Source organism: Acinetobacter sp. Ver3 (assembly GCF_000632455.1).
GTDB lineage: Bacteria > Pseudomonadota > Gammaproteobacteria > Pseudomonadales > Moraxellaceae > Acinetobacter.
Genome location: NZ_JFYL01000009.1, coordinates 19,345 through 35,119 on the forward strand (window position 1 = coordinate 19,345; position 15,775 = coordinate 35,119).

General features: G+C 38.7%; 12 protein-coding genes. 7 read left to right on the forward strand and 5 right to left on the reverse strand.

The genetic code is table 11. From position 1 onward, the window contains the following. Window positions 1-62: 62 nt before the first annotated feature. Both CL42_RS04345 and baeS read right to left on the reverse strand, forming a co-directional pair. A complete protein-coding gene (locus CL42_RS04345) occupies window positions 63-749 on the reverse strand; it encodes a response regulator (protein ID WP_035265562.1) in 687 nt (228 codons plus the stop codon). 18 nt (window positions 750-767) lie between these two features. After that, window positions 768-2,429 carry a sensor histidine kinase efflux regulator BaeS gene (baeS, locus tag CL42_RS04350; protein WP_035265564.1) on the reverse strand — a complete coding sequence of 554 codons (1,662 nt, stop codon included), beginning with the start codon at window positions 2,427-2,429 and terminating at the stop codon, window positions 768-770. Between the two features lie 133 nt (window positions 2,430-2,562). On the opposite strand from baeS, the gene CL42_RS04355 reads away from it, so the two are divergent. The 4 genes from CL42_RS04355 to CL42_RS04370 all read left to right on the forward strand — a co-directional run bounded on the left by CL42_RS04355 (window position 2,563) and on the right by CL42_RS04370 (window position 7,911). Further along, the gene (locus CL42_RS04355; RefSeq protein ID WP_035265565.1) at window positions 2,563-3,189 is read left to right on the forward strand and encodes a hypothetical protein; all 627 of its coding nucleotides are present in this window, start codon (window positions 2,563-2,565) and stop codon (window positions 3,187-3,189) included. Window positions 3,190-3,499: 310 nt separating this feature from the next. Further along, window positions 3,500-5,302, forward strand: a complete 1,803-nt coding sequence (locus tag CL42_RS04360) for an acyl-CoA dehydrogenase C-terminal domain-containing protein (RefSeq protein ID WP_035265566.1) — start codon at window positions 3,500-3,502, stop codon at window positions 5,300-5,302. Window positions 5,303-5,472: 170 nt separating this feature from the next. Continuing rightward, window positions 5,473-7,254, forward strand: coding sequence for an acyl-CoA dehydrogenase C-terminal domain-containing protein (locus CL42_RS04365; protein ID WP_035265567.1), 1,782 nt, complete (start codon window positions 5,473-5,475; stop codon window positions 7,252-7,254). Between the two features lie 159 nt (window positions 7,255-7,413). Next, complete coding sequence (locus CL42_RS04370; RefSeq protein ID WP_035265636.1) at window positions 7,414-7,911, forward strand: phosphate-starvation-inducible protein PsiE; 498 nt, start codon at window positions 7,414-7,416, stop codon at window positions 7,909-7,911. A 33-nt stretch (window positions 7,912-7,944) separates the two neighbouring features. Here CL42_RS04370 and CL42_RS04375 read toward each other — a convergent pair whose 3' ends face one another. Next, window positions 7,945-8,412: an RcnB family protein gene (locus CL42_RS04375; RefSeq protein WP_035265568.1), complete on the reverse strand. Its 468-nt coding sequence runs from the start codon at window positions 8,410-8,412 to the stop codon at window positions 7,945-7,947. 199 nt (window positions 8,413-8,611) lie between these two features. Between CL42_RS04375 and CL42_RS04380 the strand changes: the two genes are divergently transcribed. After that, window positions 8,612-9,058 carry a hypothetical protein gene (locus CL42_RS04380; protein ID WP_035265570.1) on the forward strand — a complete coding sequence of 149 codons (447 nt, stop codon included), beginning with the start codon at window positions 8,612-8,614 and terminating at the stop codon, window positions 9,056-9,058. A gap of 31 nt (window positions 9,059-9,089) precedes the next feature. Here the strand turns inward: CL42_RS04380 and CL42_RS04385 are convergent, their stop codons facing one another. Both CL42_RS04385 and znuD read right to left on the reverse strand, forming a co-directional pair. After that, the gene (locus CL42_RS04385) at window positions 9,090-10,553 is read right to left on the reverse strand and encodes a phospholipase D family protein (RefSeq protein WP_035265572.1); all 1,464 of its coding nucleotides are present in this window, start codon (window positions 10,551-10,553) and stop codon (window positions 9,090-9,092) included. An 87-nt stretch (window positions 10,554-10,640) separates the two neighbouring features. Next, complete coding sequence (gene znuD / locus CL42_RS04390) at window positions 10,641-12,788, reverse strand: zinc piracy TonB-dependent receptor ZnuD (RefSeq protein WP_035265574.1); 2,148 nt, start codon at window positions 12,786-12,788, stop codon at window positions 10,641-10,643. A gap of 180 nt (window positions 12,789-12,968) precedes the next feature. Between znuD and CL42_RS04395 the strand changes: the two genes are divergently transcribed. After that, window positions 12,969-13,739, forward strand: a complete 771-nt coding sequence (locus CL42_RS04395; protein ID WP_035265576.1) for a DUF4184 family protein — start codon at window positions 12,969-12,971, stop codon at window positions 13,737-13,739. 147 nt (window positions 13,740-13,886) lie between these two features. Further along, window positions 13,887-15,671: an aspartate--tRNA ligase gene (gene aspS, locus CL42_RS04400; protein ID WP_035265578.1), complete on the forward strand. Its 1,785-nt coding sequence runs from the start codon at window positions 13,887-13,889 to the stop codon at window positions 15,669-15,671. Window positions 15,672-15,775 lie beyond the last annotated feature (104 nt).

The following is a 15,775-nucleotide window of genomic DNA, read 5'->3' on the forward strand; positions in this document are numbered from 1 at the left end:
ACCAAAACCAACGCACCAAAAAAAAGTGAACTTCTAGATTCGCTTTTTTTTATCACAAAGAATCAATCTTCAGGATATTCGAAACGATATCCCACCCCATAAACAGCTTGAACCCATTCATGGCGATTACCTGTTTCCGCGGCATCCGAGATTTTACGGCGCAAGTTTTTAATATGGCTATCAATCACACGATCTGCCACTTCAAAACTGTCTGGGTTGATATGATCCAATAATTGCGCACGAGAGTACACCTGACCTACGTGTTCTAAAAATAATTCAAGAAGTCGAAATTCTGTAGGTGTCAAATTTAAAGATTTATTTTGATACCAAATTCGTTGTTGACCTTTATCCATACGGAATAAATTATTTTCTTCAGGTTCTGCTTTACGATCTAAACGTCGCAAAACTGCTTGAACACGAGCAACTAACTCTTTAGGGCTAAATGGTTTACACACATAATCATCCGCCCCCATATTCAAACCAAGTACACGATCAATCTCTTCCGTACGTGCTGTCACCATGATAATAGGCAAATCAGACTGCTCACGGACTTTACGGGTGATCGTGAGACCATCCATACGAGGTACCATCAAATCTAAAACCATTAGACTTGGTTTACATTGTAAAAAGCTATCATAAGCCTCTTGACCATCGTGAAACATACTGACTTCAAAGCCAGCTGCTTCAAGATAATCTCGCACCAATTGAGCAAGTTCTACTTCATCTTCAACCAGCATCACATGTTTCATATGTCACCATTCTTCAATTTAAAACGATTTCTTTGGAAATGTAAGGATGCAGCGCAATCCACCCAATGGTGAGTGGTCAAACTTCAAGGAGCCCTTCATGCCTTGTGCAATTTTGCACGATAATGCTAATCCTAATCCAGTTCCGCCAGTACTACGTGTTCTAGAATCATCCGCTCGATAGAAACGCTCACCTAAATGAGCCAATTGCTCATCAGTAAGACCTAATGGGCTATCGTCAACAATCACCGACCAAGTCTTATCGTTTTCGATCGTATGCACATGAATTCTTCCACCGGCTTCCGTATAGCGAATAGTATTGCCGAGTAAGTTGACCATAATTTGTTTAAAACGATCTACATCTAATTGTAATTTCGTTCCATGCCCCTCTGCGCTAATCGTGAGATCGGCTTGTTCAAATTTAGGTTTGAAATTTTCAATCTCATTTAACACGACACTCCAAGGGTCAATTTCATTGAAATCAAAATTGAGTTGTTGTGCTTCAGCTTGTGCTAACGCAGCCAAATCTTGTGTTAATTTTTTCAGACTCGAAACTTGTGCCAACATTGAAGCAAAATGTTCAGGCGTTGGTTTACGTATTCCATCTTGCATTGCTTCAATTTGTGCTTGCAAAACAGCCAGCGGCGTTTTTAACTCATGCGAAGTGTCTGCAACCCACTGCTTTCTAGAATTTTCATGCTGATCTAGAATCACAGCTAACTGATTAATTTCAGTCGAAAGATCGCCAAGCTCATCGTTACGATTTACTTTCACCTGATGCTGAAAATTCCCTTTGGTTAATTCTCGTGTTGCATTTAATAAGCGTTGAATTGGCTTTCTAAAATAAGTTGCTAATAATAAGGCAGCAACCAAACTCGAAATAAATGTCAGAATATATATTAAAAATAAATAACGCTTTTGATTGCTAAAGAAATTAATACTTAAAGCATCATCTTGATCTAAAACAGGTCTTAGCCCGAGATACCCCACAATATTGCCATCAACTGTGATCGGTCGATACGACACCATATTCTCTGATGGTTCACCCAAGATAAACTGTTGTTTTGCATCATATAAGGAAAGTCTAGAACTTAAACCCAAGTGATCAGACATAGATATAAATAGTTTCTTGCCCTGCTGGTATTCAGAAGTTCTCAAACTAGAAAGCTTATTTTCATGTGATTTATCAGAACTGTTCGTGGTTCTTGTCTGATTCTGATTTGAACTTAATGGGAAACGCAATCCTTCAAATGGCTGAAATGCAGAAGGTAAATTTTCTTCTAAGACTTTCAGCTCTTCAGGACTAATAGTTTGCGTTCTTTGTGACTCAATTTCGCTAATTAATGTATGTTCTTTGAAATAACGCTGTTGCAATGCAATATCATATTGGCGACGTAACCACCAACGTGATAGTCGATCATAATCATCGGGTGCAGCTTCACCTTCAATTTGTAAAATCTGAGCTTGAACGGCATTGCCCCAATCTTGATAAACAGAGAATACGCCCGCTAAATTATCGATCAGATGATCAAGCTTTTGCATTTCTACATCAGCTACATATTTGGTGAAGTTTTTTTGCATCGTCCAATGCAGCACACTTAAGCTAACCGTCGTAATGAGCAATGTCGTTAACAGTACTGTAAAAAATAAGCGTAGTGCGATTGGTACGCGACGTATATTCAAATTGAACTCACATTATTTCTTCGTTTTTCAGTATTGTATCTAACACTGATTCAAAAAACTCTCCATTGTTTCTTCATCTTTATTATTTAATCTTTACCTATACCGAGTCCAAACAACTTTGGGGATAAACATAATGAAAGCGATGAACAAAATTGTATTGGTGACCACTGGCTTAATCAGTATGGGCGCACTTACAGCATGTCAAACAACAACTCAAGCACCTCAAGAAGTTAAAAAGGGTCACTATGATAAAAAACATCATCATAAAGAACGTTTAACACCTGAACAACGCGAGCTATTCAAACAAGCGCGTGCTGACCGTAAAGCGATGATGCAGCAAATTCGTCAAGCATGCGACGGCAAAGCTGTAGGTCAAACTGTTCAAATCAAAACTGATAAACAAAATATTGATGGTACTTGTCATATCCGTTTCATAGCGGATCGTGCTGATATGAAAAAAATGCATGAGCAAGCACGTGCCCAATTTAAAGCTGAAAAGCCAACTTCGGCCCAAGCTAACCATTCACAAAAAGGTGAACCGCTCACAGATGCCAAACGTGCTGAGCTTGTTCAAAAATTTGATCAACGTTTGATGCAACAGCAAGTTAGTCAAAATGCAAAACTTCAAGCATGCAATGGACAAACTGACGGTAAAAAAGTTCAAATCAAAGTGGGTGAACAGACTATCAACGGTGTATGTAAAGTTTATTTCAAACCAAATCAACCACTCGTTAAACCAGACTTAAAAAAATCCGCATAATTCAATTCAACTCACTACTAAGTGATTGAATATTAAAAAGGCGCATGTTGCGCCTTTTTTTATGTCATAACTTATTACGTTTTTGACTATTCTGTTCACATATAATTCACGAAAAAACTTTATACTCTAAACACTTAGCCAAAATTAATATTTTTTCTTTGACTTTACAGTCACACAGAATATGGCTATAAAACTTGTACCAAGCAATAACTTATTGCACGATGTAATAGAACAAAATAGGTGTCGTAGATGACACGACATTTTTTATTAGGATTATAAATCTGGTTTAACCAGTATTGAGGAACCCGATATGCCACAATACAAAGCGCCCTTACGTGATATGCAATTCGTTTTGCATGAATTATTAAATGCTGAAGAACACTTTTCAAAACTCCCTGCATTCCAAGAAAACGTAAGCCGTGAGTTGGTTGATCAATATTTAGAAGCTGCTGCAGATTTCTGTGAAAACGAATTATCTCCACTCAACCAAGTAGGTGACCGCGAAGGTTGTACTTGGAATGATGGTGTAGTTACTACTCCAACAGGCTTCAAAGAAGCATATAAAAAATATGTAGAATTAGGATTCCCATCTTTAGCTGCTGAAGAACAATATGGTGGTCAAGGTTTACCAAACTCTTTAGGCATTATCATTTCTGAAATGATCGGCTCTTCGAACTGGGCATGGGGTATGTACCCAGGTCTATCTCATGGTGCAGTTCGTACAATTGAGCACCATGGTACGGAAGAGCAAAAAAATACTTACTTACCAAAACTGATTTCAGGTGAGTGGACAGGTACCATGTGTTTAACAGAATCTCATGCGGGTTCTGACCTTGGTATTATCCGCACAAAAGCTGAACCTAATGCAGATGGTAGTTTTGCAATTTCAGGTGAGAAAATCTTTATTTCCGCTGGTGAGCATGACATGGCGGACAACATTGTTCACATCGTTCTTGCGCGTTTACCAGGTGCTCCTAAGGGAACAAAAGGGATCTCATTATTCATCGTACCTAAGTTTAAATTAACTGCTGATGGTGAAGTTGGCGAGCGCAACGCTGTTCGTTGTGGTTCGATTGAACATAAAATGGGTATCCATGGTAACGCCACATGTGTGATCAATTTTGATCGTGCAACAGGTTACTTGATTGGCCCTGAAAACCGCGGTCTGAATGCAATGTTCACCTTCATGAACACTGCACGTATTGGTACAGCTGTACAAGGTTTGTCTGCTGCTGAATCATCTTTCCAAGGTGCTTTGGCATATGCGAAAGATCGTTTAGCAATGCGTTCACTTTCTGGTCCTAAAGCACCTGAAAAAGAAGCAGATCCAATTATTGTGCATCCAGCAGTTCGCAACTTAATCTTAACGCAAAAAGCATTTGCTGAAGGTGGTCGAGCTCTAGTGTACTACCTTGCTCACTATGCTGATATCGTTGAGAAAGGCGCGACTGAAGAAGAACGTAAATTTGCAGATAATATTCTGTCATTATTAACGCCAATTGCTAAAGCATTCTTAACTGAAGTTGGTTATGAAGCTGCAAACAAAGGCGTACAAGTATTTGGTGGTCACGGCTTCATTTCAGAGCATGGTATGGAGCAAATTGTTCGTGATACACGTATTGCTTGCTTATATGAAGGTACCACTGAAATTCAAGCACTTGATTTGTTAGGTCGTAAAGTACTGCAAACTCAAGGTGCGATGTTGAAAGATTTCACCAAAATCATTCACAAATTCGCTGAAGCAAACAAAGATAATGCAGACTTGAAAGAGTTTGTTGAACCTTTGGCTGCACTCAACAAAGAATGGGGCGATTTAACTATGCAGATCGGTATGCGCGCGATGCAAAACCCTGATGAAGTCGGTGCTGCTGCAGTAGATTACCTATACTTCTCTGGTTATGTAACGCTAGCATTCTTATGGGCTCGCATGGCTCAAGTTGCTCAACAACAACTTGCAGCAGGTTCAACTGAAGTTGACTTCTACAATGCGAAAATCACGACAGCTCGCTTCTACTTCAAGAAGATCCTTCCACGCGTTCGCTCACATGTTGACGTAATTGCAGGTGGATTAGAGCCATTAATGACTTTAGATGCTGAACATTTTGCATTCTAATGATCCACATTAAATATGTGTAAAAAGAAAAATGGACAGTCATAGATTTGGCCGTCCTTTTTCTTTATAAATAATTCGAGATATTAACCTTTAGTCGTCTAACAAGTCCTAATATGCTTCGATAGACTGCTAAGAACTAAAGATATTTAAACAAAAAAAGGTGAACGAAAATGCCAATCTATAATGCGCCTCTTACAGATATGAAGTTCATTTTGAATGATGTATTTCAAGCTGAACAATTTTGGCAATCAAATGAGAATTTAGCTCATATTGATGCTGCGACAGCTGAAGCTATTTTAGAAGAGATGGCTAAATTCGCTCAAAACGTAACCCTTCCCCTAAATCGCACAGGTGATGAAGAAGGCGCAACTTATAATAATGGATCTGTTACCACACCAGCGGGCTTTAAAGAAGCGTTCCAACAATATGCAGAAGGTGGTTGGATTGGCTTAGGTGCTGACGAAGAATGGGGCGGTCAAGGCATGCCAAAAATGCTGACTGTGCTTGCAGATGAAATGCTTTTTGCAACCAACCCATCATTTATGCTTTACCCACTTCTTTCTGTGGGTGCGGGTATGGCATTAAATAGTTATGCTTCTCAAGAACAAAAAGAAACCTATCTTCCTAAAATCTATTCAGGTGAATGGTCAGGTACGATGTGTCTCACAGAGCCTCACGCAGGTACTGATTTAGGCATTATTAAAACTAAGGCTGAACGTAATGAAGATGGTACTTACAACATCACGGGTACGAAAATCTTTATTACTGGTGGTGACCATGACTTAGCTGAAAATATTATTCACCTTGTATTAGCAAAAACGCCTGATGCTCCTGCTGGTTCACGCGGTATTTCTCTGTTCATTGTACCTAAATTCTTAGTGAATGAAGATGGTACCTTGGGTGATCGTAACCCTGTAGGCCCTGGTTCTATTGAACACAAAATGGGGATCAAAGCCTCTGCAACATGTGTGATGAACTTTGACGGTGCAAAAGGCTATTTAGTCGGTAAAGAAAACGAAGGTCTTGCTGCAATGTTCGTGATGATGAACTATGAACGTTTGTCCATGGGTATCCAAGGTTTAGGCGCTTCTGAATTTGCTTATCAAAATGCTGCGCAATACGCAACTGATCGTTTACAAGGTCGTAGTGCAACAGGTGTGAAATCTCCGAATAAACCTGCTGATAGTATTCTTGTACACGGTGATGTACGTCGTATGCTCTTAAATGCTCGTGCGAACAATGAAGCTTCACGTGCATTTGCAGTATACGTAGGTCAACAACTTGACATTACAAAGTTCTCGACAGATCCAGAAGCAGTTGCAAAAGCAAATAATCGTGTTGCTTTGCTCACACCAATCGCAAAAGCATATTTAACAGACACTGCTTTCAATGCGACTCTAGATGCCCAAATGGTCTTTGGTGGTCACGGCTATATTCGTGAATGGGGCATGGAACAATGTATCCGTGATCTTCGTATCTCACAAATTTACGAAGGCACGAACGGCGTTCAATCACAAGATTTGATTGGTCGTAAAACGATTAAATGTAATGGTCAATTCATCGCAGAATATATCGAAGAAATTCGTGACTTTGCAAATGCATTAGATGCGGACTTAAATTACATCAAAGATGCCACTCTTGATGCTGCAACTGAACTTGAATTGATTACTCAAGTTGTTCTTGAACGTGCTGCGGAAAATCCTGATTATGCGAATGCTGCTGCGGTTGATTATTTACATGCGGTAGGCTTACTCAGCTTTACCTATATGTTTGCTAAAATTGCTAAAGCTGCGAGTGAAAAATCAGGTGAGTTCTATGAGAACAAATTATCTTTGGTGAACTACTACATCCAACGCGTTTTACCTGAATTAAATACACGTTTAGCTCGCATCAAAGCTAGCTCTGAAATCGTGATGGGATTTAGCGAGGATTACTTCACAAATCAATCATAAGTTTTATCTTAAAAAAGCCTGATTCTTCAGGCTTTTTTTACCTGAATTTGCTTATTTTCAAAGCAACTCATAATAGTCTTCCCTGCTTAGGCATAAGATGAGCATGAATTTTGCATCACTCCAATGAAACCATCAGGTTTTTTCAAAGGAGGAGATGTCATGAGTAAAAAAGATATTAGCGTAGAAAAAATCGAATCCTTATTAGATCGTTTTGGAAATCTAGCAGTTGAGAGCTTCCACTATATTGCGCTCTTTATTATTGGCTGCATGGTAATTTGGTCTGCAGGACATACCGTGATTGATATTCTTACGGTAAAACAATATGCAACGATTGATGACATTCTGTTGTTATTTATCTATTTAGAACTAGGTGCGATGGTAGGTATTTATTTTAAGACCAATCATATGCCCGTCAGATTTCTGATCTATATCGCCATCACTGCCCTGACACGTCTGTTAATTTCTGATATTCAACATGACCATAAAGCTGATATTGATTTAGTCATTATTACAGGATCAATTTTAATCCTAGCATTCGCTATATTGGTCGTGCGTTTTGCTTCTTGGAATTTTCCATCAGTGATCCGAGATAAACACCAAGATAAACCTTTACCACTTGGAAAAACACCACGCCCTGAAGATGATGAGTTGGCTTAGATAAAAATGGCTTAGACAAATTGGATCAAGCATCTAACGATCATTTGGCATCTGGATATATCGACCATTTTGGTATATCCAATGCATTCCAACTTGTGGTGCAGGAAGACCATAACGACGCCAATCTGAAATCGGCATATACTGACTCATTTCAATAGTACCACCCTGCCCATTTACGAAGCTTGACTGCTTGCTAGAATATGTCGCCGTGGTCGGTAAAGACTGTTGGTAGATCACTGTAATCCCATTCTGTTGCGGATACGCTGGATAAGGAGGATATGGTCGCTGTAATTGAGGTCTATTCTGAGCAAAACGTGGTTGTTGCAATGGGACTGGCTTACTTAGACGATCTGCATTACCAGTATATATTGGAATCTGTGTTGGTTTTACAGGTCTAACCTTAGAACCTTGGTAATTAGCCCAACTATCTGCAAAAGTATGACTCGTTATTAAAAGAACCACTGAACCCAATAGAGTCTTAACCAATAATGTATTGTTCATCTCTATTACCTCATTCCAAATTTAAGATTACTTTTATTTTAAAAATTCATTCTAAAGCTTAAATATAGATCAATCATGTAGAAATCTTGAACATTATTTAAAATTTTAAATTTAATACTTTAGACCTTTTATTTATCTGCATGAGTCTGTTTGTAAATCTGCTAGACTAACCATTTTTAACTTTGCGAGATTATCCACCGTGCCTGAAATGAGTTTTGATCGCCTGCACCAATTTTTTTGTAAAGTTCCGAGTGTCCAAGAAAACTTTATCGATTCTTATGGCACTGATGGTGAACATGCATGGTGGTTTAAATTTCAAATCAATATCGACCATGCCTTAGCTTGGCAAACGGTTCAAGAACTTGGTCATGTATTGAATTACATTTCTAAAAATGAACGCCTACCCACTCAGTTTTTACCTGTGTCTCCTCCACCCTATATGAATGGTGAGGCGAAACAATTCTTATCTTGGGTGATTCAGTGTAATCATCCTGATTTTACGCCAGATGTGGTTTGTGATTGGTTAGAAGCACGTTTACCTCAACCTGTTGAGGATGAGTCTAAGTGGAAAATTAAAACTGACATTAAAGAGCTCGATCAGATTGATGATAAGGAACTCGATAAATTAGTTCCACCGAATCCATAAATGAAAAAATCCCTCTTTAGAGGGATTTTTTTTAGAAGGTTGAGAGACCACTCCATTCCATGAATCGATAAATGGCATATTTCATTTTTGAATCTTCTGCATATTCTGAGTAATCAACACTCATTTGCTTACCCTCTAAATTCATCCAAGCAGTATCAAAATACTGTACTGCATCTTTAAAAACTTGCTGATTTGAAGAGCCAATAACACGTAAATCAGTTTCTAAATTATAATTTTTCAAATTACGAGCAGTAAAATTAGCCGACCCCAAAATCAGTTCAACCTGATCTGAACTACGCTTAATAATCATTTTTGAATGGCACTGCTCACCTTGTGTATTACACCAGCGTACGTCTATTCCAGCTTTATAGAGCTCTGTCGCGACAGGACGATTTGGAATACCATTTTTAGTACGTCCAAATGCATCTTTGTTCGGGTCTAGTAATACACGAACTTCAACACCGCGTTGGTGAGCTTCAATTAAGGCTTCAATAATTTTTCGCTCTGATAAATAGAACATTGCCAAATCTATTTTTGCATCAGCACCTTGAGCAGATTCAATCAGTTTCAGCAGTTCATCATATATTGCCTTTTCTGTCAGTACTTGAACTTGCTGCAACTGTTTATCTTCTGGTACATCTCCCACAATAACCATTGGAATATTTGCTTTAGAAAATAAAGCCACTGATTGTTCAGTTTTTAAAATATCGACAGCTGTATGCCCTTCGACCACAAGTGCTACATTAGAATGACGTGAGCTTCCATCATGCGGATTCATCGAAGTCACTAGTGTTTTCCATCCCTCGGATGTATCCACTATGATGGTTTTACGATGGTTCGCTTTAAAATTAAAAAGATTTAAATAACTTCGAATGGTAATTTTTTCTTCCCCGAAAGGATTACTTAACCAACCTTTCTCAGCATTATTTCCTAAACTCTGACAACAAAAATACCAAATGCCCGACCACAGTGGATTCGATGCGCGTAATGGTGATAAATCAGTTTCTATGACATCAATTCCTGCTTGTCTGAGTTGTCGATAGTGCTCTGGGATTATTCCACCATAAACTGAATTTATAGGATCAGTGATTAATTTAATTTCAATATTCGGTGTTAGACGCTTTTTTTTAATAAGTGCTTGAGTCAGTTCTCGTGTTAATGCGCGATGTTGATTTTGAGACTGACCAGTTTCAGGATTGAACAGAAACATATCTAACACAATTGTGGTTTGCGCTTGCTCAATAAGATTGAGAATTTCATCAAAAATCTGATGCTGCTGTCGCTGACCAGCCGTGTCTATATAAGTTTGGTCTGCTAGGAATTTCACATTTGCATGCCGTAATTTACCGGAGTAATTAAGCCCTTCTGGTAATGGTTTATAAATATGATAAAGCGCTGAAGCTAAATAGCCAATGGTCAGCATACCAAGAATCAGACCAACATAACGTCGGTTTGACCAATTTAATTTTTGGTGAATTCGTTTAAATAGACGCATAACAAAAAACCTAGTCCGATACTTTCAGACTAGGTTTTAATTTACCTTTTTTCAAGCATTAAACTGTTTTTAACACTTTGGAGTAAATTAGAATCCGTATTCAACACCAACGGTGAAATTACGTCCAATTTGTGGAATATTCGATAAAAATGAATTGTGCGAATAAACCTGATCATCCAACAAGTTATTTGCTTTTAAATAAACCCGATAATCGTTGCGATTGTTTAACTGCCCAGCATAAGACACACCAACATTGACCATGTTATAACCTTGGGTTTCTTTTTCAAAGTCAGCAAATTTATCTTGCTTGAATACATGATAATACTCAGCTAAACCAGACCAACCATCAGCAAAATTGGTTTCCACCTTTGTACCAAGTCGTCCAGCAGGAACACGTGGAGCATTTTCCCCCTCTATCTTGCCTCTTACATAATCACCAAACACACTCACCTTGTAAGTATCATTAATTTGATAGCCTAGCTGAGCCTCAGTTCCATAAAAACGTGCCTTATCCTGCGTATATTTAAGACCACGTAAATTGCCTTGTTGAGCTAAAGTTGCACCATAAATATAGTCATCAAACCAATTGTGATAAACATGAACATGATAATCGAGCTGATCACCTTCATAATGGAGACCTAACTCTAGATTATTTGATGTTTCCTTATCAATATCTGGATTACCTAGCTCATATGTGTTTGTTGCAAAATGAAGACCATCTGCATATAACTCTTGAGCTAGCGGTAAACGTTGTTGATGAGACCCCACTAGAGACAACTTATAATTTGGCGCGAACTCCCAATTAGCTGCAGCTGATCCTGAAACAGCAGTCCCTGAGTAGTTCTTTTGATTGGAATCGACATCAATTTTTTGATGGTCTACACGAGCGCCCAATTCGACATGCACAGGACCAAGCTGTTTATGTTCTAGTGCAAATAAACTGTACTTATTGGTTTTTGTATCCGCCATCAGAACATCATGACTATGACCATGATGTTCATGATCGTGATCACTATGATCATGGTCACCATGATCAACTTCATCATGGTCATGTCCCTCAGGCGCATTAAGTTTTATTTTTTGCTGAGATGCTTGTACACCTACAACACCCTCCCAACCTAACAACGGGATATGAACCAACTCTAAACGACCATCATAGCCCTTACTTTTAAAGTTACTAATAACTTCATTTTCTTCTAGTTCATCATGCTCATAATCTGTAAAACTTAAATGAGCTCGCAGCTTTTCAAACCCTTTTAATGGATCATTTAATTCAGTTCGTAGATCATAACGCTCAGATTTTAAGTCAACCCATGGACCTGCAGCATTTTCGTGTTCATGGTCGTGCGCTGAATTAGGTGGTGGACAATGGAAATGATCTCCATGCAATTCACATCCATGATATTCATGACTATGACCTGGTAATCCATATTTATCTTGTCGATTACTATATGACAGCCCCACAAAACCTCGATCATGGATCCATGAGCCGCCGACATTAACTGTTTGACCTTCTGAGAAGGTATTTTCTACACGTTTTGCACTTTCACGATGAGACTCTGTCTCACCCTCATGATGATGTTCAGTGAAGTAACCTTTGAAAGGGATATAATCATTGGCTTTATGCTTCGTGCCTTCAACACGAAGTGCAAAATTTTCACCTATAGCTGCTGTTACACCTGCACTCGCAAGTTTTTCATCACTCCCAGAGTTGTAGCGGACGCCCACTTGCCCCTCTAGACCATTAGCTGGCATTTGTGTCGGTATTTTTTGATCAGTCACGTTGACTAAACCACCCACAGTTCCAGCTGCGTACAGTAATGTTGAAGGTCCTCGGATAACTTCCACTTGCTTCGCCAAAATAGGATCAACCGTTACGGCATGGTCAGGAGAAAGTGTTGATACATCAGCAGTTTCAGAAGCATGCTGTAAAACTTTTACACGCGGTCCATCTTGGCCACGAATCACAGGACGACTTGCACCTGTTCCATACTGATTAGAATAAACACCCAACTCATCGGCTAACGCATCACCTATGGTTGTTGGTCTTTCAGATAATTTTTTTTGATCAATCACATGATCTGCTACAGCGAAGTCAGCAGCTGTTTGAACCAATGGATGTGCGGTAGAAGAAATTGTATCTAATTGAACATTTTTTTGTTTTTGATCAGCATGTGCTGCGGATGCTATCACTGCCAAGACGGAGGCAGTAATGATATTTTTATGAAAGTTCATACGACAAGCTCAAAATTCGAGAATTTACAATTGTTGTTATAATATAACATTTCAACCAAACTTCAATCATATTTCATTCATTTACTCCAAATTAATTACCTTCATATAATTAAACCAATGGGTTACATATCAATGTTAATCTATAAAATTCGGATAGCATTTTTTTGATATATTTCTGCAATGCCCTTTACAATTTCACATGCTGTACTCGCACCAATTTTGCATAAAGCATCGAAAGGAACACTTCCTATTTCTGCTCTAGCAATTGGTTGCATGGTCCCTGACTTATTTCGTCTTTTTACAGACGAACATATCCAAATCTCACATCAATGGAGCGCATTGCTATATCCCAATTTATTGGTGGGAATGGCATTCTGTCTATTGTGGTATGCACTATTACGACCTACTTTTTTTAGATGGATTGGTATTTACAATCCCTTAAAACTCTCGAACTTTAGATCTGTCTTTCAATTCTTGGTGCTGATCAATATTTCATTAATCTTGGGTATCAGCAGTCATATCCTTTGGGATGGTTTAACTCATGTTGATTACAGAACCTTTGCTTTTCATGATCTATTAGCTAAGCAAATCAATCTTTTCGGACAACACTACTCCCTCCATCGAATTTTACAGGTCGGTACCTCTATTATCGTTTTACCCTTTATTTTATGGTTTGCAAAACAGTATTTTTGTACTTACCGTCAACCATTCAGAGTAACTCGTTCTATCACTATTTTTGCTGTGGTATCCGTGCTAATTGCAATATTAGGTGGATTATTTGGATTTATTCATTTCAACTCTAATTACAATACAGCCATTTTAAATGACCTATATGGTTACATTGGCTTCTCAATTAATTATTTCTTTAGAGGCTTTCTATTGACGTTTGCGATTTGTGCGCTTGTTTTTCAAATCCTAGATCAATTGGAATTATTCGAAGGATCGTCTTAATTTTAAATTTGCATTAAATAATAGTGCTTTCATAATCTTCTCCTTGTGACTGTAGTCTCAAAGAGGCATAATTCACCCTTTGTATAAAGGCGTTACGCTGTTTACGTATACGCTTTCATTAACCCATATAGTTGGATTTTTAACGCTATGATGCGAACTCATTACTGCGGTTCATTAACCGAAGCTCAAATTGATCAAACCGTTACACTTTGCGGATGGGTACACCGTCGCCGTGACCATGGTGGTGTAATTTTCCTTGATATGCGTGACCGTGATGGTCTAGTTCAAGTGGTTATTGATCCTGATACACCAGAAGCTTTCGAAACAGCTGATAAAGCTCGTTCTGAATTTGTATTAAAAATTACTGGTCGTGTTCGCCGTCGTTATGCTGGTACTGAAAATGCCAACATGGTGAGTGGTCAAATCGAAGTATTAGGTAAAGAAATTGAAGTTCTAGCAGCGTCTGAAACTCCACCATTTCCATTAAATGATGATAATACTAATATTTCAGAAGAAATTCGTTTGAAGTATCGTTTCTTGGACATTCGTCGTCCAGAAATGTTAGAGCGTTTACGTTTCCGCTCTAAATTAACAAACCTTATTCGTAACTATTTCGAAGAAAATGGATTTTTAGACGTTGAAACACCTATTTTGACACGTGCGACTCCTGAGGGTGCGCGTGACTATTTAGTTCCAAGCCGTGTATCAAATGGTAGTTTCTACGCTCTTCCGCAATCACCACAGTTGTTTAAACAATTGTTAATGGTGGGTGGTATTGATCGTTATTACCAAATTGCTAAATGTTTCCGTGACGAAGACTTACGTGCTGATCGTCAGCCTGAATTCACACAAATCGACGTTGAAACATCGTTCATGAGCGACGATGACATCATGGATTTAATGGAACGTTTAACAGTTAAGATGTTTAAAGAACTTCTTAATGTTCAATTTGATAAGTTCCCACGTATGACCTATGCAGATGCAATGCGCGACTATGCGTCTGACAAGCCTGACTTACGTATTCCACTTAAACTCGTTGACGTTGCAGATTTAATGCAAGACGTAGAGTTCAAAGTATTCGCAGGTCCTGCTAAAGACCCTAAAGGTCGTATTGTTGCGCTTCGCGTACCGGGTGCAGGCTCTCTTCCACGTAGCCAAATCGACGAGTACACTAAGTTTGTAGGTATCTACGGTGCAAAAGGTTTGGCGTATATCAAAGTTAACGAACTTGAAAAAGGTATCGAAGGCTTACAATCTCCTATCGTGAAATTCATCGAGCCAATCGTGCTTGATCTATTAAAACGTGTGGGTGCTGAAAATGGCGATATCGTATTCTTCGGTGCAGATAAAGCGAAAGTTGTAAACGATGCAATGGGTGCTTTACGTATCAAAGTCGGTCATGACATGAAGATGGCAACTTGCGAGTGGGCACCACTTTGGGTTGTTGATTTCCCAATGTTTGAAGAAACTGATGATGGTAAATGGACCTCTGTTCACCACCCATTCACATTACCAAAATCTAGCGTTGAAGAAGTGAAGAATAACCCAGGTGCTGCATTGTCTGTTGCTTACGATATGGTACTTAACGGTACTGAAATCGGTGGTGGTTCGCTTCGTATTCATAACTTAGAAATGCAAAAAGCAATTTTTGAAGCATTAGGTATTGGTGAAGAAGAGGCAGAAGAGAAATTCAGCTTCTTATTGAACGCTTTACGTTATGGTGCACCTCCACACGGTGGTTTAGCATTCGGTTTAGATCGTCTTGTGATGTTAATGACAGGTGGTTCTTCTATTCGTGATGTGATTGCATTCCCGAAAACGAAAACTGCGGAATGTCCTTTAACACAAGCTCCTGCACCAGTTGAATCAACTCAACTTCGTGATCTTGGTATTCGCTTACGTGAAAAACCAAAAGCTGAATCACAAGAATAACGTTTGTTGATCTAAATAAAAACCCTGCAACTGCAGGGTTTTTATTTCATTGAGATAAACGCTCAAAAATGGCATAATCTCAGAAAATATTTAAGAGTTCATTC

Coding starts and splice junctions, on each gene's coding strand:
- CL42_RS04360 (WP_035265566.1), top strand. CDS start 3,500: ATGCCACAATACAAAGCGCCCTTACGTGATATGCAATTCGTTTTGCAT.
- aspS (WP_035265578.1), top strand. CDS start 13,887: ATGATGCGAACTCATTACTGCGGTTCATTAACCGAAGCTCAAATTGAT.
- CL42_RS04355 (WP_035265565.1), top strand. CDS start 2,563: ATGAAAGCGATGAACAAAATTGTATTGGTGACCACTGGCTTAATCAGT.
- CL42_RS04395 (WP_035265576.1), top strand. CDS start 12,969: ATGCCCTTTACAATTTCACATGCTGTACTCGCACCAATTTTGCATAAA.
- CL42_RS04365 (WP_035265567.1), top strand. CDS start 5,473: ATGCCAATCTATAATGCGCCTCTTACAGATATGAAGTTCATTTTGAAT.
- CL42_RS04375 (WP_035265568.1), bottom strand. CDS start 8,412: ATGAACAATACATTATTGGTTAAGACTCTATTGGGTTCAGTGGTTCTT.
- znuD (WP_035265574.1), bottom strand. CDS start 12,788: ATGAACTTTCATAAAAATATCATTACTGCCTCCGTCTTGGCAGTGATA.
- CL42_RS04370 (WP_035265636.1), top strand. CDS start 7,414: ATGAGTAAAAAAGATATTAGCGTAGAAAAAATCGAATCCTTATTAGAT.
- CL42_RS04385 (WP_035265572.1), bottom strand. CDS start 10,553: ATGCGTCTATTTAAACGAATTCACCAAAAATTAAATTGGTCAAACCGA.
- CL42_RS04345 (WP_035265562.1), bottom strand. CDS start 749: ATGAAACATGTGATGCTGGTTGAAGATGAAGTAGAACTTGCTCAATTG.